This is a genomic window from Vallitalea maricola, assembly GCF_036985595.1.
GTDB lineage: Bacteria > Bacillota > Clostridia > Lachnospirales > Vallitaleaceae > Vallitalea > Vallitalea maricola.
Window position 1 is genome coordinate 1 of sequence record NZ_BTPU01000457.1, and the last position, 318, is coordinate 318.

Here is a 318-nt window from a genome sequence, read left to right on the forward strand (position 1 = left end):
CCTATGAGTATGCTGATAGATAGAGGCTATAAGAATTTAATCGTCATTAAAATAAAAGGTATAGGATTTGATAAAAAGTCAGACCTTAGAGAGATTAATGTGTTTGAAATAGCCCCGTCCGAGAATCTAGGTGGTATACTAGAATTTGATACTAACAAATCGAATTATAATCTTAATCTAAGTGATTATGATGCTATTAGAAGGATTAAAGGATTAAGAGGAAGACATTACTATATAGATACAGACAAAGAAGAAGAATATTTTATTAGTACACTTATACAAATAGATAATGAGAATAAAGCTAAATACTGTAGCGCT

Annotated in this window: 1 pseudogene; it reads left to right on the forward strand. The window is 29.6% G+C overall.

The annotated features are described in order from the left end of the window. A pseudogene (locus tag AACQ14_RS24620) lies at positions 1–318 on the forward strand (patatin-like phospholipase family protein); the annotation flags it as partial.